The 21930-nt window shown below is 45.7% G+C and carries 21 protein-coding genes; 6 read left to right on the top strand and 15 right to left on the bottom strand.

The window, feature by feature from the left end; genetic code table 11:
- The first annotated feature begins 43 nt into the window (after positions 1–43).
- Both Q8O20_RS05045 and Q8O20_RS05040 read left to right on the top strand, forming a co-directional pair.
- Positions 44–1258, top strand: a complete 1215-nt coding sequence (locus Q8O20_RS05045) for a hypothetical protein (RefSeq protein ID WP_305530257.1) — start codon at positions 44–46, stop codon at positions 1256–1258.
- An 83-nt stretch (positions 1259–1341) separates the two neighbouring features.
- Positions 1342–1755 (top strand): Rrf2 family transcriptional regulator, encoded by a 414-nt coding sequence (locus Q8O20_RS05040; protein ID WP_304742848.1) that lies wholly within the window; start codon positions 1342–1344, stop codon positions 1753–1755.
- Here Q8O20_RS05040 and cobA read toward each other — a convergent pair.
- The 8 genes from cobA to cysK all read right to left on the bottom strand — a co-directional run bounded on the left by cobA (position 1748) and on the right by cysK (position 9767).
- On the bottom strand, positions 1748–2557 hold the full coding sequence (gene cobA, locus Q8O20_RS05035; RefSeq protein ID WP_305530256.1) for a uroporphyrinogen-III C-methyltransferase: 810 nt from the start codon (positions 2555–2557) through the stop codon (positions 1748–1750). The two genes, Q8O20_RS05040 and cobA, sit on opposite strands and share 8 nt — an antisense overlap.
- Complete coding sequence (locus Q8O20_RS05030) at positions 2554–3861, bottom strand: aminotransferase class V-fold PLP-dependent enzyme (RefSeq protein WP_304742853.1); 1308 nt, start codon at positions 3859–3861, stop codon at positions 2554–2556. Before Q8O20_RS05030 ends, cobA begins: the two co-directional genes overlap by 4 nt.
- Positions 3833–5413 (bottom strand): nitrite/sulfite reductase, encoded by a 1581-nt coding sequence (locus tag Q8O20_RS05025; RefSeq protein ID WP_305530255.1) that lies wholly within the window; start codon positions 5411–5413, stop codon positions 3833–3835. Before Q8O20_RS05025 ends, Q8O20_RS05030 begins: the two co-directional genes overlap by 29 nt.
- Before the next feature lie 10 nt (positions 5414–5423).
- A complete protein-coding gene (gene cysN / locus Q8O20_RS05020; protein WP_305530254.1) occupies positions 5424–6830 on the bottom strand; it encodes a sulfate adenylyltransferase subunit CysN in 1407 nt (468 codons plus the stop codon).
- The gene (gene cysD / locus Q8O20_RS05015; RefSeq protein ID WP_370688088.1) at positions 6830–7741 is read right to left on the bottom strand and encodes a sulfate adenylyltransferase subunit CysD; all 912 of its coding nucleotides are present in this window, start codon (positions 7739–7741) and stop codon (positions 6830–6832) included. Before cysD ends, cysN begins: the two co-directional genes overlap by 1 nt.
- A gap of 121 nt (positions 7742–7862) precedes the next feature.
- Positions 7863–8570: a phosphoadenylyl-sulfate reductase gene (locus tag Q8O20_RS05010; protein ID WP_305530253.1), complete on the bottom strand. Its 708-nt coding sequence runs from the start codon at positions 8568–8570 to the stop codon at positions 7863–7865.
- 8 nt (positions 8571–8578) lie between these two features.
- Positions 8579–8809: a DUF2061 domain-containing protein gene (locus Q8O20_RS05005; RefSeq protein WP_304742861.1), complete on the bottom strand. Its 231-nt coding sequence runs from the start codon at positions 8807–8809 to the stop codon at positions 8579–8581.
- Positions 8810–8831: 22 nt separating this feature from the next.
- Positions 8832–9767 carry a cysteine synthase A gene (gene cysK, locus Q8O20_RS05000; protein ID WP_305530252.1) on the bottom strand — a complete coding sequence of 312 codons (936 nt, stop codon included), beginning with the start codon at positions 9765–9767 and terminating at the stop codon, positions 8832–8834.
- A 290-nt stretch (positions 9768–10057) separates the two neighbouring features.
- On the opposite strand from cysK, the gene Q8O20_RS04995 reads away from it, so the two are divergent.
- Positions 10058–10627: a hypothetical protein gene (locus Q8O20_RS04995; protein WP_304742865.1), complete on the top strand. Its 570-nt coding sequence runs from the start codon at positions 10058–10060 to the stop codon at positions 10625–10627.
- On the opposite strand, the gene Q8O20_RS04990 is transcribed toward Q8O20_RS04995, so the two are convergent.
- Positions 10624–12243, bottom strand: a complete 1620-nt coding sequence (locus Q8O20_RS04990; RefSeq protein ID WP_305530251.1) for a YcaO-like family protein — start codon at positions 12241–12243, stop codon at positions 10624–10626. The genes Q8O20_RS04995 and Q8O20_RS04990 overlap by 4 nt on opposite strands.
- Before the next feature lie 159 nt (positions 12244–12402).
- Here Q8O20_RS04990 and Q8O20_RS04985 point away from each other — a divergent pair, with 159 nt between their 5' ends.
- Both Q8O20_RS04985 and Q8O20_RS04980 read left to right on the top strand, forming a co-directional pair.
- Positions 12403–12684 carry an SHOCT domain-containing protein gene (locus Q8O20_RS04985; protein ID WP_305530250.1) on the top strand — a complete coding sequence of 94 codons (282 nt, stop codon included), beginning with the start codon at positions 12403–12405 and terminating at the stop codon, positions 12682–12684.
- A gap of 15 nt (positions 12685–12699) precedes the next feature.
- Positions 12700–12954, top strand: coding sequence for a high-potential iron-sulfur protein (locus Q8O20_RS04980; protein WP_305530249.1), 255 nt, complete (start codon positions 12700–12702; stop codon positions 12952–12954).
- 13 nt (positions 12955–12967) lie between these two features.
- On the opposite strand, the gene rd is transcribed toward Q8O20_RS04980, so the two are convergent.
- The 5 genes from rd to ppsA form a co-directional block, all read right to left on the bottom strand.
- Entirely contained in the window at positions 12968–13132 is a 165-nt protein-coding gene (gene rd / locus Q8O20_RS04975; protein WP_295013259.1) for a rubredoxin, read from the bottom strand.
- A gap of 14 nt (positions 13133–13146) precedes the next feature.
- Complete coding sequence (locus tag Q8O20_RS04970; RefSeq protein WP_305530248.1) at positions 13147–14007, bottom strand: thiamine pyrophosphate-dependent enzyme; 861 nt, start codon at positions 14005–14007, stop codon at positions 13147–13149.
- Positions 14004–15683, bottom strand: coding sequence for a 2-oxoacid:acceptor oxidoreductase subunit alpha (locus Q8O20_RS04965; protein ID WP_305530247.1), 1680 nt, complete (start codon positions 15681–15683; stop codon positions 14004–14006). The genes Q8O20_RS04970 and Q8O20_RS04965 overlap by 4 nt, the downstream gene beginning before the upstream one ends.
- Entirely contained in the window at positions 15680–16378 is a 699-nt protein-coding gene (locus Q8O20_RS04960; protein WP_305530246.1) for a DUF2231 domain-containing protein, read from the bottom strand. The genes Q8O20_RS04965 and Q8O20_RS04960 overlap by 4 nt, the downstream gene beginning before the upstream one ends.
- A gap of 85 nt (positions 16379–16463) precedes the next feature.
- The gene (gene ppsA / locus Q8O20_RS04955) at positions 16464–18857 is read right to left on the bottom strand and encodes a pyruvate, water dikinase (protein WP_305530245.1); all 2394 of its coding nucleotides are present in this window, start codon (positions 18855–18857) and stop codon (positions 16464–16466) included.
- A 69-nt stretch (positions 18858–18926) separates the two neighbouring features.
- On the opposite strand from ppsA, the gene Q8O20_RS04950 reads away from it, so the two are divergent.
- Positions 18927–20426, top strand: coding sequence for a B12-binding domain-containing radical SAM protein (locus tag Q8O20_RS04950; protein ID WP_305530244.1), 1500 nt, complete (start codon positions 18927–18929; stop codon positions 20424–20426).
- Between the two features lie 123 nt (positions 20427–20549).
- Here Q8O20_RS04950 and Q8O20_RS04945 read toward each other — a convergent pair whose 3' ends face one another.
- The gene (locus Q8O20_RS04945; RefSeq protein ID WP_305530243.1) at positions 20550–21917 is read right to left on the bottom strand and encodes a hypothetical protein; all 1368 of its coding nucleotides are present in this window, start codon (positions 21915–21917) and stop codon (positions 20550–20552) included.
- Positions 21918–21930 lie beyond the last annotated feature (13 nt).

Here is a 21930-nt window from a genome sequence, read left to right as displayed (position 1 = left end):
ATCCCCCCTCTTTAATGAGGCCTATGTACCCAAGGACTATTTAATGTCATCGACACCTATAAAACGCCAAAACCATCGTATCCACCCATGTAATCGTCCACGTAAAAATGAACTGATCCATTTTTTAATCGAACGCAATGCCGGAAAAAGTATTCTCATTATTACCTCTACTGAATCCGGAGAGCTTCCCACTATTTTTGCCGGAAAAAATATCACCGTTTTAAGTGATGTAGAATTGGCAAAGGCCCCTGATCTACGATGTGAGGTTCTTATCAGCTATGATCTTCCGGATAAAGCGATTCTCTATATGTCACGCTTTGCCAGAGCCAGCGAATATGCCCTCATTACCCTCGATGAAGAGGATCAAAAACGGCTCTACCCTATCGAATTGCTCAACGGACGAACCATTACCCAAGAGGTAGTAAAAGGGTTCGAACCTGACTTCGGTATCGCCGTAGACAATCAGCAAAAAGCCGAAGCGAAAGCTCGCCGTGACGAACGTGAAGCTCGTGATGCTCAAGATCCTAGAAACCGTGATAAAAAGCCGGTTCGTGATACCAGACCTGAGCGCCTTCGTGAGGATTCACGCGGCGATAAACGCCCTCCGCGCAATGAAGGGGATGGTTTTATGGCTAAAAAACAACACAACGCCAAACCTCGCTTTGTCGGAAAAGATGAGAGCGGAAAACCGATCTTCGAAGGTAAAACCCGCGAGCGAAACCACTACATCGACGGAACACCCCGTTCCGATGCCGAAAAAGCAACCAAAACCCCTTACAGCAGCAAACCGAAGTTTTTCGGTGACAAAGAAAAAAGCTCTGATGAGAAAAAGCCTTACGGAGATAAGAAACCGTTCGGGGATAAAAAACCTTATGGGGATAAGAAGCCTTACGGTGACAAACCTGCTTTCGGTGATAAAAAATCTTATGGGGATAAGAAGCCTTACGGTGACAAACCTGCTTTCGGTGAGAAAAAACCTTACGGAGATAAGAAACCGTTCGGAGACAAAAAACCTTATGGGGATAAGAAGCCGTTCGGTGACAAAAAACCTTACGGTGACAAGCCTGCCTTCGGCGAGAAAAAACCTTACGGTGATAAGAAACCGTTTGGAGACAAGAAACCCTATGGAGATAAAAAGCCGTTTGGGGACAAAAAACCTTACCAAGATCGAAAACCCTCCGAAGCACCTGCCGCACCGAAACGCGCACCTCGCCGAATAGACGTAAAATCGTTCAAATCACCGAAAGAGAGCGAATAATCTCTTCTAAATCGATGTCCTTAATGGACTATTAACACTACCTCGAATACAATACCTCCACTACAATCCAATAGGAGAGAACAGTGGCAGGTATTTCTACTAAAGGGAGCTATGGCCTTGCCGCCATGTATGAGTTAGCGCTCCACTATGGACAAGGACATCTTCAAATCCGTGACATTGCGGAAAAAGCTAATATCCCACAAAACTATCTTGAACAAATTCTCGCTACCTTGCGCAAAGAGGGATTGATTCAAAGTATTCGTGGTGCAGGAGGGGGCTATTTGCTCGCGAAAGCCCCGAATACGATTGCGGTATTTGAAATTTTAGTGGCACTGGAAGGGGAACTTTGCAACCCCACCGATGAGCGGTTACAACCGATTTTACATCTCTACTGGAATCGCATTCGAGACGATATGAAAAACGTTTTTAGTGAATCACTCCAAGAGCTCGTCGATCAGGGCAATGCCCTGGATCAACAGTCGATGTACTTTATTTAAACTCAACCTGTTGCAGTTGATACTGCGGCAGCTTTCCATGAAGATTGACAACATCGCCAAAGACGATAACTGCCGGTCCGTTAACGGTTTTTGCAGCTTTTGTTAAATCGGCCAACGTTGTCACAACACTCTGTTGTTCAGGACGGGAAGCATTAGCGATGATCGCAACCGGAAGATTTTTGGACACCCCTGCTGCTAGCGCGGCTTTACGAATTGTATTTGCCAAACTGAGCCCCATCAACACCACGGTAGTATGATTCTTCAGTTTAAGTAACCCCAACCAATCCGTGTTGAATTTTCCCTCTTTTAGATGTGCCGAAACCACGGAGAAACTTGCCGCATACCCTCTCGCGGTCGGAGGGATTCCCGCACAAGCAGGTCCGCTGACACACGAAGATATCCCCGCAATCACATCAACGCTAAACCCTCTCTCCAGTAAAAATTGCGCCTCTTCGCTCCCACGTCCGAAAATATAGGGATCACCGCTTTTAAGTCGTGCAACGCTGAATCCCTGACCTGCATAATCGGCTATTAAGAGGTTAATTCTCTCTTGGCTGATACTATGGTTGTTTTTAGGTTTGCCCACATAAATTTTACGTGTTTCTGCGGGAATCACATCCAGAATCTCTTTAGGTATGAGATTATCGTATAAGACGATCTGGGCTTCTCGGATAATCCGATACGCTTTGAGCGTCAACTGTTCTACATCTCCAAGGCCGCAGCCTACAAGATAGACATTCCCTTTTTTCACCGAAAACGTCTCATGGGTTTCGGCCGAAGTCGGTTGTATGATTTTTGTCATTCGAGCCTCTTTATCGATTTTTTAATAGCCTCCAACAATGCATCGATATCGTCTATCTCTTGCGAATAATGGATACTAATACGCAGCCATCCCGGCCGCTCTTGGAAGGGTGTATCATCTTCCAATCCTAATAAATCATGTCCGTAAGGGCCGGCACACGAACACCCTGCTCGTGTTTGAAACCCTTTTGATTCGGAGAGAAGCGCACACAAAGCGTACGGGTCTACTCCCTTAACATTAAAAGAAACAATCCCGATATTCTCTGCCTTGCGACAGCCGTAACAGGTTGATCCCTCAATCTCTTTCAATCCCTCGATAAAACGCTCATATAAGCTTTTTTTTCGAGAAGCGATCCACTCAAATCCAATCTCATTGCGAAGCTGGTATGCCAATGCCGCGCGAATAAGCTGTAAAATTCCCGGTGTTCCCGCATCTTCACGATCTTCGACACCGTCTACAAAAAAATGACTGGTACGGCTGACATAACGTACCGTTCCTCCACCTGCAAAGGTGGGTTTGGCATCCGCCTCAAACAGACTTTTTCGCACAGCCAGTAAACCGCACGAGCCGGGGCCCCCTAAAAGCTTATGGGGCGAATAAAACATCGCGTCGTACAGTTCACACGGTATATTGATATACGGTGACGAAGCCGCCGCATCAAAACAGACAATGGCGTCGTAACGGCGTAATATCTCTGATATCTCGACATAGGGGGTAATCGTCCCCGTCACATTCGACGCGATACAAAACGACCCGATCAACTCGCGATTGGGGTTCGCTTTCAAAATATCTTCGAGCTGTTCCAAATCGACCAATCCCTTAGTATTCAACCCGACCCGTACCGTCTCACAGAGTGCTTCACGATAGCTAATCTCGTTAGAATGATGCTCATACGGCCCCACAATTACGAGAGGAAGCTCATAGCTGGGAGGCAAGGAGTGGTAACGTGCGCGAGTCGCCGGGGGGATATAGAGTCCCAATATCTCCTGCAACCGCTTAACCGCTCCCGTCGCACCGCATCCGCACGGCATTAATGCAAAAGAGCCGTCCAGACCTAATAATGTTTTTAGATGCTCTCTTGCCTGACGGTAATAACGATCCGTCCGAGCCGCCATCGATGCCTCTTTGGAGTGGGTATTCGCATAGGTTTCGAGCACTTCTCGTATACGCGCTTCGATCGGCTCATACGCCAAGCCCGATGCGGTAAAGTCGAAATAGGTTTTTTTATGGATACCGATCGTATTACGTCCTATTTGGGCGTATGTATCACCCTTCTCAAGGAGTGGACGGAATAGCTGACTCATGTGCGTATTTCTCCAATAAAAAATTTCCGAAATCGGTACTGTTGCTTGCCTCAAAATTATGGATCAAAGACTCGATCAACGGTGCAACTTCATCTGCGGCAACTTTGACGCCCGTTTTGAGCGCAAAACGGCTTTTCTCACCCTCCAGATGTCCTCCGACGATCAGATCAAACCCTTTGAGCCGTTCATCACCCCGTTTCACGATAGCTCCGACAAATCCGAGATCGACAATGTGCGGGTGGGCACACGAGTTCGGACAGCCGTTAATGCTGATGCTCACAGGCTCATAAAAATTGGGAAATCGATGATTCAGATATTCCACTACCTCGATCGCCAGATCTTTCGTCTCACTCACCGCAAATTTACAAAAATTGAGTCCCGTACAGGCCAACGTTCGTGCTTCAAAAACTGACGGATAAGGATGAAATCCCACGGCTTTTAATGTATCGATCATCGGTTCCGTCGCATCGGTATGGACATTCAAAATTACAAAATTTTGCGTCGTTGTCAGGGTAATTCCCTCTGCGCCGTAGAAGTCCAAAATACGTCCGAGTTTCAACAGGTTTTCACCCTTGATCCGACCGCTGGTCAATGCACATCCTATCGTGTTATACCCTTTTTTGACACTCGCTCCGACGCCAAAATGGCTCCGTCGCGGATACGGAGTAAAAGGTGCCCCATCGTATCGCTCTAACTCCACACGTGATTCTTTTTCCAGTTCAGCGACAAAGCGCTCAACACCCCAATCTTCAACCAAATGTCCCAAACGGGCTTTGCTACGGTTATCACGTCGGCCAGAGTCACGATAAATACGGGCTACCGCTTCGGCAATTTTCACAATATCACGACGTTTCACATACCCGATATGATCGGCAATACGTCGATTACTCGCCTGCCCCCCTCCGACGCTTACGCTGAATCGGAGTTCATCGCCATTTTTGAGTGCGGTAAACGCTAAATCCTGTACTTCGTGCTGGATACAATGTTTATTACATCCGCTGACCCCGATTTTAAACTTTCTAGGCAAATTCGAAAAATCGGGATTTCCCCGATAGAGATTGTTCAGAGCAACCACCACATCACGGACATCGTCAATCTGATCGTGATCAATCCCGTTGACCGGACAACTGACGATATTACGCGGACAATCACCCGAAGCTCCGACTACACTTAAGCCTACTGCAGATAACCGCTCTAGTATTTCAGGTAAATCTTCGATTTTGAGCCAGTGAAACTGAATATCCTGACGTGTCGTGATATCACCGCTTTCACGAGCAAATTGAACCGATATGTCACCCAATACTTCCGCTTGTTTGGCACTTATATACCCCCCATCAAGCTTAACACGAAGCATCAAATACTGCGTCTCATCCTCAGCCTCCTGAAGATTGCGATTTTGGGTATATATTCCGTACCATTTAAAGCGGTCGATATCTTCAGGATCGATCGCTTCGCCGGTTGAGGCATATCGGTAGATGTCGGAAATAACCTCCAACCCATCTTTTTCACGCTTGATACGTTCAATTCGTTCAGCTTTTGTTTCACTCGCCATAACCTATTCCTTAAATGATTGTCGCGGTATTCCAATGCGGGAAATGCCGCCGTATAAGAGCATTAAGCTCTACCTCAAATGCAGACGCATCGCTTTGCACTGTTTTCTCACGCTCTGTACTTTGGGTAATCATCCCCGCAGCTACCGTGTTGTTGGTAATCTTGTCGATAAGGATAAATCCCCCCATCTGCCGATTCTCATCGTAGCGATCATACGCGATCGGCTCAGCCAGGTTCAAACGAATCGATCCGATATCGTTAAGCCCTAACTGTGATGCTTGATGTTTTTCTTGCGTATTGACATCCACACGGTAATCAATTCGCTCGACATACGCCGTAGTAACACTGGAACCGCGTTTAAACAAATAGCTCTTGGCGGGAAGAAATTTTTCCTCATCCATCCATACTATATTAGCGATAATCGCATCACTTTGATCAATGCTCTCTCCCGTTTTGATCAATACGTTCCCTCGGCTAATATCGATCTCTTCATTCAACGTCAGTGTGATCGCATCACCCGTAGAAGCCGATTCCAAATTCCCATCATAGGTAACGATCTCTTTTACGGTAGCTACCTTCTGTGAAGGATAAGTCGTAATAGAATCACCTACACGTATCGTTCCTGAGGCAACCGTTCCCGCGAATCCTCTAAAATCAAGATTCGGGCGATTGACGTATTGCACCACCATTCTAAACGGACCGTCTACAGCAGCAGAGGCGAGAGGAACTCCTTCAAGGATCTCCATCAATGTTTCGCCTCCATACCATGGACTGCGTTCACTCTTAGTGACGACATTATCGCCCTCCAGTGCCGATAAAGGAACCGAATAGATTCCGCTAATTCCTAGCTCGTTAGCAAACGCTCTGTATTCCGCATTGATCTTGTCATAGACCGCCTGATCGAAACCAACCAAGTCCATTTTATTGATAGCGACAACGACATTTTTAATCCCCAAAAGACGGACGATATACGAATGTCTACGCGTCTGCGTCACAATCCCGTAGCGCGCATCGATAAGTATAATCGCCAAATCCGCCGTAGAGGCACCTGTCGCCATGTTACGGGTATACTGCTCATGTCCGGGAGTATCGGCGATAATAAACTTGCGCTTATCGGTCGAAAAATAGCGATAGGCTACATCGATCGTAATCCCCTGTTCTCGTTCACTTTGCAATCCATCGACAAGGAGGGCTAAATCGATTTTATCCCCCGTCGTCCCCGATTTTTTGCTGTCGTTTTTAATGCTCTCTAACTGATCTTCGAATATCATTTTTGAGTCGTGCAACAATCGACCGATTAAGGTGCTTTTGCCATCATCAACGCTCCCGCAGGTAATAAAGCGGAGCAACTCTTTGTGTTCTTGTTCTTTAAGATAGCCCTCGATATCGGTGGCTATCAAATCGCCTTGATGTGCCATTAAAAATATCCTTCAATTTTTTTCTTTTCCATAGATCCTGAGCTGTCTGCATCGATCAGACGCCCTTGACGCTCCGATGTTTTGGTCAAAAGCATCTCTTGGATGATGTCAGGAAGCGTAACCGCATCACTCTCAACCGCTCCGGTCAAAGGATAACACCCCAATGTTCGGAAACGGACGTTTTCGATAGTCGGAACTTCCCCCTCATGAAATGGAAACCGTTCATCATCTACCATTATTTTTACCCCATCACGTACTACGACCGGACGCGGTGCCGAATAATAAAGCGGCACGATCGGGATATTCTCAAGATGGATGTATTGCCAAATATCGAGTTCCGTCCAATTCGAGAGGGGAAATACCCGAATACTCTCTCCGCTATGAATCCGTCCATTGTAAATATTCCACAGCTCGGGACGCTGATTTTTCGGATTCCACCGATGGTTTTTGTCACGAAATGAATATATCCGCTCTTTTGCCCGACTCTTCTCTTCATCCCGTCGCGCTCCGCCGAATACCGCATCAAATTCATAATAATTCAGTGCTTGCTTTAGCCCCTCGGTCTTCATCACATCGGTATGCACCGCACTTCCGTGAGTAAACGGATTAATTCCCTGAGCAATCCCATCAGGATTCACATGAGTAAGCAAGGTTAGACCCAGCTCCTTCACCCGTCGATCACGAAACTCGATCATCTCTTTAAACTTCCATGTCGTATCGACATGCAGCAATGGAAACGGCAGTTTTGCCGGATAAAATGCTTTAATCGCCAAATGAAGCATGACCGATGAATCTTTACCGATCGAATAAAGCATTGCCGGATTCTCAAATTCAGCGACCACTTCACGCATGATGTGAATCGCTTCGGCTTCTAACGCCTTTAGATGTGTTTTTTTCTCTTCAGTAATCATGGTCTCTCCTTTATTACCTTTTTCAATCAAATAAAAATAGCCCAATCGGCCAACTCTGTGCGATGTGAATACTCATCATCATCGAGTATTCCATCCAAAATATCCAACAAAAATTTCATACTCAGGTTCCTCTTAAATGGAGTCCACACTCCTTGTGTTCAGGATTCTCCCACCACCATCTTCCGGCTCTGAGATCTTCTCCCTCACGAATTGCTCTCGTACACGGAGCACATCCGATACTTGGATACCCTTGTGTGTGCAACGCGTTATAAGGGACTTTATTTGTTTTAATATAATCCCAAACCTTCTCTTCATCCCATTCGATGAGAGGATTTACTTTAATAAGATTGTTCGATTCATCCCATTCGATGAGCCGCATCGTCTCACGTGTCGGAGACTGTGCGCGGCGTAATCCCGTAATCCAAACGTCCAATCCTTCTAATGCTCTTCGAAGCGGTTCCATTTTTCTCACCTGACAACACGCTTTTCGATTTTCGATACTCTCTCGAAAGCCGTTGATTCCTTGATTTTGATAGAGTGCTTCAACGGCAGCTCTATCAGGACAATAGACATCTACTTTTATGCCGTATTTCTGATTCGTCTGATCCATCACGGTATAGGTCTCTTCGCAAAGGCGTCCCGTGTCCAGGGTAAATATTTTTGCCGTCGGATCGATACCCAAGATCATGTCGGTTAAAACTTGATCTTCCGCACCGTAGCTCGATGCCAAAGCTATCCGACCTTTATACGCTTCTAAAAAACAAGCCAACAAGGATTCAATGGATTCATTTTCAAATCGCAAATTTAATGATTCTACATTTATACTCATTACTTCTCCTAAATTTGGTAATCGTTTTCGGCCACTTTAATCCGCCCGAAATTGGTTCTGTCCCATGCTCTTTCGTGTAAATAATATAAGAACATCTTTGTAATCACTTCAATGGAACCGATGGAAACCGCCATGACTAAATTTCCGGTAATAAAATACGAAACGATTATGGTATCAATCGTTCCGACCGTGCGCCATGAGATCGCCTTGATCACACTTCTATAATGTTTTTCTGCCATTTTTAACCTTCCTCATAACGCCTCACCCGTTTTCAGAGGGAAATTCATAAAGCTCCGTGCTCAAGTACCTCTCACCGGTATCGCACAAAATCGTTACGATTGTTTTCCCTTTATTTTCGGGACGCTCGGCAATCTTTTTTGCAGCAGCGACATTGGCTCCTGCGGATATACCGACCAAAAGTCCTTCGGCTTTGGCAATCACCCTTGACGTCTCAATTGCTTCAGCATTTGTGATTCGAAGTATCTCATCATAAATACCGCGATTAAGAACCTTAGGAACAAATCCCGCACCGATTCCCTGAATTTTATGAGGACCGGCCGGCTCACCTGAGAGAACTGCCGAAGCATCCGGTTCTACCGCGATAATTTGAATGTCAGGGTTATACTGCTTAAGTATCTCTCCCACACCGGTGATCGTTCCGCCTGTTCCTATAGCCGCCACAAAAATATCGACTTTCCCGTCCGTATCTCTCCATATCTCTTCCGCCGTCGTATGACGATGGATATCAGGGTTATCAGCGTTGTTGAACTGTTGTAAGACAACCGCTCCGGGAATCGATGATCCCAATTCCAACGCTTTCACGACTGCTCCACCCATCCCCTTCTCAGGCTCGGTCAAAACAATTTGGGCACCTAAAGCCGCCAAAAGACGTCTCCGTTCCAAACTCATGGAACTCGGCATTGTCAAAATCAGCTTCAATCCTAAGCTTGCGGCAACACTCGCCAAAGCTATACCGGTGTTGCCGCTGGTCGGTTCAATAATAACACTCTCCTCCGTGATCTCGCCTCGTTGAAGGGCTTGGAGGATCATATTGCATCCGATTCGGTCTTTGACCGATCCTGAAGGATTCATAAATTCACATTTACCTATGATGGTTGTCGACTCAGTCGAAAAATGGTTTAACGTAATGAGCGGGGTATTTCCGATCAACTCCGTGACATTGGCTGCAATTTTCATTGTTCACTCCTTTCCTTGACGAGATTCACACTAAATGAATACTCATTCATTTTTTTACTGGAGAAATTATAGGGAGATATTTTATCATTGTCAAGTAATTCTATTGAATTAGTAGTGTTTATTAGAAATTAAATACGAAAACCCCTATTTTATGGAGTTGTTCATACCACTTAATTCATAGTGTTTTACTATTGTATAGGGGATAATCTTTCAAAAGAGTGGGAAATTGCTATAATTTCAGCTACTATATTCCATATACGCTACTATTTCCAAAAAATTAGAGGATATTTATGGCAATCATCTCAATCGCTTCAACCAAGGGGGGGGTAGGTAAAACCTCTCTTGCGTTTTCACTCGCAAAAGATCTCTCCTATCGCTACGCGACCAACGATATGTCGGTTGTTCTGAACAAATATAAAAATGCCCGCTACTACCCGAACAAAATACCCCTCTATCCCGATACGGTCTATGACTTCGGCGGATTTGAAAACCCTCACGCCAACGAAATACTCCGAGAATCGGACATTATTATCCTCCCGACGACAAACGATCTGAACTCCATTATGAAAAGTTTGATTTTTATTAAAAATTTTCGGGAAAAGACCATACTTGTATTTGCCAATATGATCGATACCCCTAGCGATGCCGTGATGATAAAAGAGAAGATTCATGAGCATTTCCCGAACCTCGCGTTTACCTATTTGCGACGGACAAAACTCTTAAAAAATGCGTTGGAAAGCGGAATGAGTGCGAGTGAGCTGTATGAGAGCAGTAAACATACCCAACACCTGTACAAACAGGCATTCGGAGAATATTCTAAAATTCTAAACCTTTTTAACGGCGAAACAAGCGGCTATTAAAAAGCGGCCGCTTTTTTCACTTCCAGCCGATCGTACATCGAGAGCATATTGGTATAATCGCGATGCAGTGACGTACTCACTAAAAACGCTTCCCCGCTTAGAATCCCCACCGCTTTATCAACGCGTGCTGCACTGTAAAGATCATACAACGCTTGGCGGTAATCATCCAACTCTAATCCTAACTCTTCCATCCGGAGCAGTTCAACGATCAGATTTCCCATAGCACTGTTACCGAATTCCAAATACCCCACCGCTTCCTCAACATTTCCCAAAGCCAGATGCATCTGCGCTTTGAGTTCCCCGATGGTAAAATTCTCCTCGAAAATAACCCCGATAAACTTCTCGACATTCAGATGATCCTCAAGCGCTTCGATCTCATCCAATACCGTCTCAGGCTCATACTCGGCGAAGTTCAAAATCACTTCACGATACGCTTTGCCCCGATTACGGTTGTTATAGATCAGATCATCGATCGGATAGACTTCGGAGACTCCGGGAACAATCATTTGGCAGGAGTAAAAGTCTAAATAATTGTAATCTCGGATATAGATCTCTTTCCCCATCGCCGCGAATATCCCCGTGAGATAGGTAAACTCATCCTCGGTATTCTCTCCGCTGTAATTCCACGGAGCGAATGTAAAGCTCTTTTTGGCACTTAGAAACTGTATCCCCATCTTGCCGTTGGAATCGATAAAGTGGGATTCGAGATTGAAACTCTCAGAGACGAGCGACATATCAAACGTCGGCACTTCAAACTCTTGCAAATTTTCCAATCCGCGCCCCTGCATAAGCTCCGTCATTGTCCGCTCCAACGACACCTCCAAAATCGGATGGGCACCGAAGGAGACAAAAAGGGTCGCATTGGCAGGGTTGATAAACGAAATCGCCGTCACGGGGTATTTGCCCCCCAACGAGGCATCCAAGACGTTCACAACATACCCTAACTCTCGAAGCTTTTTCAAATCGCTGTAAAGCCGCTCGAATTGGCTCAAAAATTCATCGCTGTAATGGGGAAGCGAATATCCCTCTTTAATGATCTCGATCTTCGCATACCGCTCCAAAATCTCGCTCATGGCCTGAACCTGAGCCTCTTTGGCAGTATTCCCCGTCGCAAGCCCATTACTCACGTAGAGATTACTAAGGATATTGAGGGGAAAATAGACGACCTCATCAGAATCAAGCGTATGAAACGGCAAGGCAACGATTTTATCCTCAGTATCACTGTTAAAATCGATCAGTTCATCCTGGCTTAGTTCACTCTTTGGATCATAAAGCTTCATCAACGCAGGGGTTAAATATCCCCCATCGTAATCAAACGCCACCTCATCGGGATAATACTTCCGCGCAGGGAGATGAAAATCGATAAAAAAATTATTGGTTTGGAGCCGTTCGATATATTCGCCCAATGCACTCGCCGTAGAGGCCTCTGAGTAAATCCCTTTACCGTTGGAATAGATATGTTTCGGGGCTTCTACGGAAGCCAAGTTAACTGAGTAACAGTGGTTTAGGGGGTGTTTTTCGCTTGAGTAGGTGACGTCACACCCCATCTCGCTTAGTATCGTTTGCATACGCTTTATGGAGACTTCTACGGGGGCATTTTTGGAGGCTAATTTCATATCGGTTCACTTCAGTTAAATTGTAGCTGAAGTATAACCAAAAGAGTTTACGCCTTGTTGTCATATCTACGTTACGATAGCGTATCTAAAAACATTGAGGTTACCATGATGGAAATACTATTAGGATTAAATCTATTTTTGCTCTTTATACTTGTCGGAATGTTCGCAATATGGATATGGGCAATGATCGATATCATCACCTCCAAATTCAAAGAAGATCTGATGCAGGTGGTATGGCTTCTTGTCGTCTTCTTCTTGCCGTTTATCGGTGTTTTACTCTATCTGTTACTCGGACGAAACATGAAACTAATCCCACAGGATGAGCAAAATCCGAGTCATAAATACGATCATCTCACGAAACTCAAATCACTGTTGGATGAGGGTATCCTCACACCCGAAGAGTACGAAGCGGAAAAAGCGAAGCTTTTAAACCGACTATAATACTAAGGATATAAGATGTCAACCGCATTATCACGCAGAAGCTTTTTCAAACATATGTTGGCAATGGGTGCAGTCACTTTTTTGACTTCTCCATTACAGGCTAAAGTGACTAAATTGACCATAAAATATAAGGAAAAATCGACCAACGGCAAAAAATGTAAAGAGTGCCTCCATTTTCTAGCAGCTACAAACGAATGTAAACTGGTAGAAGGAAAAATAAATCCCGAAGGTTGGTGTTCCTATTACGTAAAAGCTCCGAAAAAAGCCTAATTGTAATTAGATATCACTCTACAAGCTCGCTAAAATCTTCTTTCCCGACCTTGCACTCAGGACATACCCAATCATCCGGTATATCTTCAAAAGCTGTGCCAGGTTCAATACCGCTATCAGGGTCTCCTACTACCGGATCATAAATGTATCCGCATACGTTGCATTCATATTTTTTCATCTTCTACTCCTCTTTTAAATGTATTTATCCATTTCTGCATTAAGTCGATTAAAATCAACTTCGTGCAGATACAACGGATTACTTCCTATGTTGCTTTCATCCCGAAGTGCATCTTCTAAAATAGCTTTTTGAGGACTTTTGTAGATAACCCCAATCGGGAAGGGATGAGACTCCAGCGATTTTTCAAATGCCTTGACCTTATCCTCAGGGTTATAGTCACTCGGTAATACATACACATTCTCTTTGAACCATTTAAACGTATTGGTTTTATTGAACGTAACGCACGGCTGAAAAATATCGATCAATACATACCCTTTATGCTCAATCGCGATTTTAAGCATTGCTTTACAGTGTTCTTTGTTTCCCGAAAAAGTACGGATCACAAGCGATGCATCGAGCGATATCGCCGTCGCGATCGGATTAAACGGCTCTACGTGAACCCCCTGTGTCTGTACGGGTGTTTTAAACCCTCTTTGCGATGTCGGAGAGGCTTGACCTTTGGTGAGGCCGTAGACCATATTGTTATGGACGATGTTGATGATGTCGGCATTTCGTCGGATGGCAGACATAAAGTGGTTTCCCCCCTCCCCGTACATATCACCATCCCCCCCCTCGGCAATTACCGTAAGAGAGGGATTAGTGACTTTCAATCCCTGTGCCACAGGTAATGCCCTGCCATGGAGTCCGTTGAACATATGCACGTGCATGTATTGAGGTGTTTTTGCCGCCTGTCCTATTCCTGAAACCACAACGCATTGAAGCGGATCAAGCCCCATTTCCTCCAATGCCTCTTTCAAATGCACAAGAATCGAAAAGTTCCCGCATCCGGGGCACCATGCGTTATCCTCTACAATTCTATCAAACCGTGTACTCATCGGATCTCCTTTAACAGCAGTGCGATTTTTTCGGAGAGTTCATCGACAAAAAAGCTCAATCCGTCGGATTTCAGGATCTGCGCATCGACACTGATCCCGTGCAGTCGTAAAAGTTTTGCGAACTGCCCCGTAGCGTTATTTTCGACGACGATAAGGCGTTTGGCTTTTTGAAGCGGTGCCAGCTGAGCTTCGCTAAGAGGGTAAACCCACGAGAAATGGACAGTTGAAAGTCTCTTATCCGCTATCCTCTCAACCGCCTCTTTAATGATATATTTTGTACTTCCCCATCCGACAACGGCAATATCCCCATCTGCCTCGACATCGGGGAGAATAGCTTCTTTCTCTACTAACGGACGTTTTTGAAGCCGTTTAGTGTGTTGCTCGTTCCGCACAGACATACTCTCGGTGATCAACCCTTCCTCGGAATGTTCATCCGAATCGACCAGTACCAGCCCCTCTCCGTATCCGGGAATCCCGCGAGGACTGATCCCCTCTGGGGTGAGAAGGTAGCGTTTATAGTCCGCGTCGGTCTTAACGATGTGATGAGGAGGCGATATAGGATCGATTTCAAATCGCTCGACAGTGAAATAGCTGTCCGCCAAATACTGATCACTCATAAGTATCACGGGAACCTGATACGCATCGGCGAGTTCAAACGCTTTTCGTGCAAGTTCAAAACACTCTTTAGGATCACCGGGAGCCAATACAATCCTCGGAAATTCTCCATGCCCGCTGTAAATAGCGAGTTCCAAATCCCCCTGCTCCGTCCGTGTCGGAAGACCCGTCGCAGGGCCGGGACGTTGCGCCAGATAGACAACCATCGGCGTTTCGGTTATTCCGCTGAGACTGAGTCCCTCACCCATCAGGGCAAATCCGCCGCCGCTCGTCGTCGTTATCGCTCTTCCGCCGCCGTACCAAACCCCTAATCCCATCTGAAAGGCGGCGATTTCATCTTCGGCCTGCTCGACACAAATGCCGAAATTTCGACTCTGTTTCGCCAAAAAGGTCAACACTCCCGTAGAGGGGCTCATCGGATAGCTGGAGATAAAATTACACCCCCCCGCAATCGCTCCGAATCCAACCCCATCCGTACCGCTTAAAAACAAATCATTCTTTGGGCTCATGGAAGAGTTTGGAGCAATGCAGTAGCGGCAGTTCCCGTTCTCACGTGCTAGCTCTGAACCTATCTCTAATGCTTTGAGATTCACCTCAAGCAGCTCATCGGTATAGAACTCCGCAACAATCTCCCTCAGCACCGCACCATCACACCCCAGCAATCCGAAAATAAACGCCGCCGCAATCGTATTGGAGACGATGGGATTGCCTATCTCTTTCGCCAGATTCTCCAAATCATAATCATAGAGGACACAGTCGCACTCATAATCCCCTTTTTTGGCGACCACAAACGTCTCATTGGTAATCCGTTCTTGAGCATGAAAAAAAGCATTTGTATCAAGGGGTACAAAAATATCGACCTTAAAATCGGGCGCATTGACGGGTTTATCGGAGATCCGTATCAACGTCGTGTTACTCCCCCCGCGAACTCTGGACATAAACTCTTTGGTCGAAAAGGTATAAAATCCCCCTCTCTTGAACCCTTTGGTTAAAAGAGTCTCGATGCTCGCGATCCCCTGCCCGGCACTCCCCCCGATCAATACCGAAACTGAACTTCTCATTTTTTCGCCCCCCAGGTAATTTTTCCGCCGTAATAGCCGACGATCGTGATCGAAATCACCGTGATAAAAATAACGGCGTGATAGGTTATCCCATCCGCTCCCGTGCTAAACGCCACATCAGGATTCCGCAGTTTCTGCACAAGCGGAATAAACCCGATGATAAGGGTGAAGAGTGCACCGATGAGTTTGATGATAAACGGTTTGGAGGTCGAAAAATCATAATTGATCCACCAGCTGAAAACACCGGTGAGTAAAGCCAATAATCCCATCACGGTAGCAATCAAAAAGGATAAAAATACCGCTGTGTCGTATTCTCTGGAAGGGTTAGCTAAAAACAAAATATCGGCAAAGGCACTGAAATAGTGCAACGCTATCGGAAAATGGACGGCTGCGGGATGAGGATGATATTTGGCATACCATAGACGGTAGCGCTCTTTTTTATCTATCGTAGTTATTGCAGGAGAGGAGATGAATACGCCGACACACGGATAATTTGCAAATACCTCATCGCTGTGAGGTGCATTTGCCATTTCAGCGCTCAGGTCACACCCCGCAAAATGCTTTTTAAAGTGGCTCCCCTCTTTCCAAAACTTCGACGAAATGACATCGTATACTTGCCCCTTATAGGCGATATAGGCAGGCATACCATCCCGACCGTTGTATTCTCGAAGCTCTTCCTCGCTAAATTGTTGCATACATTCCTGCTTCTATTACGTTACAGATACTTTAGTCCAAGTTGGTAAATACAACAATATAAAATTAAATTAATTTAAAAATTTATTATTTAGCCTCAAACTCACTCACGACCTGCCGCATTTTTAGGAGCGAATCGGGATTGAGGGAGATCGAATCGATCCCCTCCTCCACTAAAAATCGGGTGATTTCAGGATAATCCGAAGGTGCCTGACCGCATATACCGATGTATTTTCCCCGCTCTTTACACGCGCGTATCGCCATAGAGAGCATACGCGTCACCGCCTCGTTACGCTCATCGAACACCGCCGCGACAAGGGTACTGTCTCGATCGACTCCGAGGGTGAGCTGGGTGAGGTCATTAGAGCCGATACTGTAGCCGTCGAATATTTCCAAAAACTGATCGGCGAGTATGACGTTGGAAGGGATTTCGCACATTGCGTATATCTCCAAGCCGTTTTCCCCTTGCACCAAGTTTGCTTCATTCATCACGGCAATGGCTTTGCGCCCCTCTTCGGGAGTGCGGACAAAGGGGAGCATTACTTTGACATTACTAAGCCCCATATCATCCCGTACCCGTTTCAACGCTTCGCACTCCCACTCGAATGCCTCTTTGTATTGCCGTGAGTAATAGCGGCTTGCCCCGCGAAATCCGATCATCGGGTTCTCTTCATCCGACTCATACGCCGCGCCGCCGACCATGTGTTTATACTCATTGGATTTAAAATCACTGGTACGGACAATGACAGGACGGGGATAAAATGCTGCCGCAATCATCCCTACCCCCTCGGAAATCTTGTGAACAAAAAACTTCTTGGGATCATCATACCCCAACATCGCGGCTCTAATCGCTTTGTGCTCACGAATCTTTTTCCCACGGGAAAGTTCCACCAGTGCCATAGGGTGCGCTTTGACGGTGTTGGAGATGATAAACTCCATCCGCGCCAGCCCAACTCCGTCATTAGGGAGTTTTGCCACTTTAAAGGCGATATCGGGATTACCGACGTTCATATAGAGTTTTGTCTTCGTCGGAGTAAGATTGCCCAAATCGATTTGGGTAATCTCATACGGAACCGACCCCTCATAAACCACTCCGTTTTCCCCCTCCGCACAACTCACCGTTACCGCATCACCATCGTGCAATGCGTCGGTCGCATTGATCGTCCCGACGATAGCAGGAACACCGATCTCACGTGCGACAATGGCCGCGTGACACGTCCGACCTCCACGATTGGTGATAACGGCGGAGGCTTTTTTCATAATCGGTTCCCAATCGGGATCGGTGATATCAGCGACAAGAACATCCCCTGTGAGGAAAGACTCCCCTTCAGCAGGTGAGTGGATGATTTTGACATTTCCTGATCCGATCTTATCGCCGATCGCTTTGCCGCTAAGGAGTATTTTCGCACTCACTTCCCCTTTAAAGCGGTACTGTTCCAGCGTCGTGTCACTCATTTTACGGCTTTGCACCGTTTCAGGGCGAGCTTGAACGATAAAAAGCTCACCCGTGAGACCATCTTTCGCCCATTCGATATCCATAGGACGGTATTCCCCGGCCATTGCGCTGTAATGCTCTTCGATAATCAAAGCATAACGAGCCAGCGTCGCAACCTCATCGTCGTTAATCGAAAATTGTTCCTGTAGCTCTTTCGGTGTGGAGAGGTTCATCGTGTGGTGACGCTCATCATAGGTCATTGTGAGGGCTTTAGAGCCGAGCTGGCGTTTGAGGATAGAGACTTTTCCCTCTTTGAGGGTTGGTTTAAAAAGAAAAAATTCATCAGGATTGACCCGTCCGCCGACGATGTTCTCCCCTAGTCCCCAAATCGAGTTGATGAGGATCAGATTTTCCGAGCCGTTTTCGGTATCGATGGTGAACATCACCCCGCTGGAAGCCAAATCGCTGCGCACCATTTTCTGCACCCCCACCGAGAGGGCAACGGCAAAATGGTCATACCCGCGACTGTTGCGGTAACTGATCGCACGGTCGGTAAAGAGTGAGGCAAAACAACGCTTAACGTGTTCGATGAGCATCGTCTCACCGCGAACGTTCAGGTAACTCTCCTGTTGCCCTGCGAAGCTCGCATCGGGCAAATCTTCGGCCGTTGCGGAGGAGCGTACCGCCACATCTACCGACGCCGTGCCATACTCCTCCTCCATAGCACGATAACTCTCGGCAATTTCGGTTTTTAACACTTGTGGCACTTCACCGCTGAGCATGAGAGAACGTATCGCATCCCCGCATCGGTTCAACGCTTCAATATCACTCAGATCGACACCGTTAAAAAACTGACGTATTTTCGGTTCAAAGCCATTATGAGCTATAAAGAGACGATACCCTTCCGCCGTTACGGCAAATCCTTCGGGAACTTTTACCCCCAGAACTTTGAGAGAACCGATCATCTCTCCCAAAGAGGCATTTTTCCCTCCGACCAATGCAATATCATTGATTCCTAATGAATCCAAGCGGCGAATATAATGCATAATATCTCCCTTTAGGGCGTAGTATCTGTAGAATACCATATAATACGTTTATCTTTTATCGGAACACTAATGCACACAATTTTACTGACCACTCTCAATGCCCGCTACGCCCACACTGCACTAGGTTTGCGCTATCTCTATGCCAACCTGCACGAGCTGCAATCCGAGGCAAAAATCATCGAGTTTACGATGAACGAACAGATACAGAGTATTGTCGAAGATTTATTAAAACACTCTCCGAAAATTATCGGAATCGGTGTCTATATCTGGAATGCCGCGCAGAGTGCGGAACTGATACAAACTCTTAAAAAAGTCTCTCCTGAGACGATCATCGTCCTCGGCGGCCCCGAAGCGGGATATTTGCCGCATCGTGTCGATTTTAGCAAAGCCGATTTCATCATCAGCGGTGAAGGTGAGGTGGCGTTTTATGAGTTGTGCAAAAAAATCTTTGCCAATGATTTGCCAGAAGAGAAGTTTATTAAAGCTTCTCTTCCCGACCTTAAAGCGATTAGTCTCCCCTACTCTGCTTTTAATGATGAAGATGTAGAACACCGATACATCTACGTCGAAGCCTCACGAGGATGTCCGTTCGAATGTGAGTTTTGCCTCTCCTCTATCGATGAGAAAGTACGTAACTTTCCCCTCGATCAGCTCCTCGAAGAGTTTGAAACCCTTTGGCAAAGAGGTGCTCGAAGTTTTAAATTCATTGACCGTACCTTTAATCTCAATATGACCTTCGCCAACCGTATCCTCGATTTCTTCCTCTCCAAAGAGCCACCCTACTTTGCCCATTTTGAAGTGATTCCCGACCATTTCCCCGATGTGCTCAAAGCAAAAATTGCTCAATTTCCCGCAGGATCGTTGCAGCTCGAAATCGGTATCCAAACCCTTGATCCCATCATCGCAAAAGGGATCAATCGACCGCTAAAAGTTGATAAAATATTCGACAATCTCCGATTTTTGGAAAATGAGACCTCTGCCCATATGCACCTTGACCTTATCGTCGGATTACCGGGAGAGAGCATTGAGGGGTTTGGCCGAAATCTTGATACACTCGTTTCTCTCACTCACAGCGAGATTCAGATAGGAATCCTAAAAAACCTCTCCGGTACCACTCTATCACGCCACGATAAAGCGCACGGAATGATCTACTCCGATACACCGCCTTATGACATTCTCCAAAACAATTTATTGAGTTTTGAACAGATACAAAAGATGAAGCGATTTGCACGCTTTTGGGATATTTTTTACAACAGCGGTAGTTTTACGAAAACAGTTCCGCTCCTTTGGAATGAGGGGAGCGTATTTGAGGGGTTCTATGCCTTTAGCGAATGGATTTACACTCAAACTCTCTCCACATGGAAAATCTCGCTGGATCGGCAAATCGGATTGATTCATGCGTATTTATGTGAGCATCATGATAAAGAAGTCGTCGAAGCGGCATTAAGCCATGATTTAGCACAACGGCCTGAAAAAACCATTCCCTTTTTTCTACGACAATCGACTCAAGAGAAAAAAACAAAAGATACAAATACAGTTACACCGAAACGGCAAGCAAAAAGAATTTAGTTTAAAAAGAAGTGTTGAGGGTGCCTGAGAGTGACGAATTCTCAGGCGGAAAGCTTAACATAAGGAGAATGTTTAGGGCCCGAAGACCCTGAATTGAAAATAGTTCTAAGACCCGAGAGGGAATTAGAATTTCAAAGAAGCGATGATACGGATAGTATCAGTCGTTTTATCAGTTGTATCTGTAGCTTTTACATCTTTATCAAACTGAGTATAGATAGCTGTCAAATCAACCGGTCCAACTTTCGTTGCAGCAATAACATCCCATGCTGTGAAATCAGTATTAATAGTATAAGCTCCACCAACAGCAGCAAGTGCATTAGCATTAGCTCCAACTTCTGCTTCTGCATAACTTGCAGAAAGAGTTACACCAGGAATCATTTTTGTTGATGCACCGATTTTCCATGTATCAGTATCTGGTGCAGCAGCGATTTCACCGTCCATATAAACACTTCCGAGTGCAGTATATAGGCTTGATTTATCACCCGTTGCAGTATTTGCAAATCCAAGAGTACCATCACTTACTTCTGAGTACGCTGCATAAAGGTTTACACCTGCAACATCTACCGCTGCTTTAACTGCAAATGCATCTGAAGATTTTTTGACTACTGCCAAATCTTCATTACCAGCCACATATCCTGCCGCAATTACTGTAGCACGTGAAAGTTTTGGATCCATACCGGCATATTGTACACCGATCGTTACCATATCCATAAGTTTAGCATCCGCTTGCAACCAATATGCATCAGCAATCGCACTTACATTGTAATACCATGCTTGAAGTGTTGTATTCGGTACAGATTTATTGATAGCACCGGCAGCATACGCACCTTCAGTTCCGAAATTGCTAAATGTACCGCCTTGTGCAACAGTAGAACCTCTTCCACCGTGTGTAGCAGCAGTTGCACTTGCTTGAAGCAATCCGACACCATTGTGCTTACCAACATAGGCAGCAACCAATGTTGTATCAGGAAGGTCGTTATTTAAAAGAACGGCTGCTTCAAATGTATTGTCAACAACATTCCAGTTTTCAGTAAACGCTAATGGAGTACTTAATGCTTGGCGACCGATTTTAGCCGTTGTTTTGCCCATAGTGTACGCTAAATACAATTCTTCAGTCCATGATTGGTCATCAAGTTGCGCTGCACCTGCAGTAGTACCGTCATTGTTGTATTTTGCAGCCGGAACAGCTCCAACCATATTGTTTTCAAGACCAAGTGTGCTAAGTGCAGTAACTTTAATACCTGCGCTTAAGTTTTGAAGCAAATCAGCTGTAGCACCAACACTTAATTTAACTTCAGCTACTGAGTTAGTACTATTATCAAAGAAATCTTGCTCTGATTGAGATCCAACACCTGTTCCAGCACCTGCTCCACTGTACTCAGATGTTTGATACCATACTTTTGCTTCACCGTTTACTTTTACGTTATCGATAGCGAACGCGCTTGTTCCAAGAGCCATTACAGCGACTAGACTAAGTTTTCCTAATTTCATTCATTCTCCTTCA

It is taken from the genome of Sulfuricurvum sp., from assembly GCF_030691015.1.
Taxonomy (GTDB): Bacteria; Campylobacterota; Campylobacteria; order Campylobacterales; family Sulfurimonadaceae; genus Sulfuricurvum.
This window is presented reverse-complemented; position numbering and strand designations above follow the sequence as displayed.